Genomic DNA, 240 nt, shown 5'->3' with positions numbered 1-240 from the left:
TGTGGTGCTCAACAGTGTGCTGAGCTGGTGGACGCTGGCGTTGGGGCCTGCTTATTATGGATATGGGTTTGCGGTTGCGTTGTTGATTGTGGTGATGGGGAGTATTTATATGTTGGATCGGAAGTTGGAGGTGTTGGAGTATCAGACTTATATGTTGCAGAGGTCTGGTTAGTGGGTTCGTTGGTTTTATTTATACGGTATGCGCTCCGTTGATGCTTGCCGGGGGCGGCCCGGCAGCCG

1 protein-coding gene is annotated in these 240 nt (G+C 52.1%); it reads left to right on the top strand.

Translation table 11 applies throughout. From position 1 onward, the window contains the following. On the top strand, window positions 1–172 hold a 172-nt coding region (pelG, locus tag ACVBEF_RS21410; protein WP_447125908.1), incomplete at its 5' end, for an exopolysaccharide Pel transporter PelG. Between the last annotated feature and the right edge of the window lie 68 nt (window positions 173–240).

This window comes from Glaciimonas sp. GG7 (assembly GCF_052976905.1).
The sequence above is the reverse complement of the archived record's forward strand: the minus strand, read 5'-3'. Positions and strand labels throughout refer to the sequence as shown.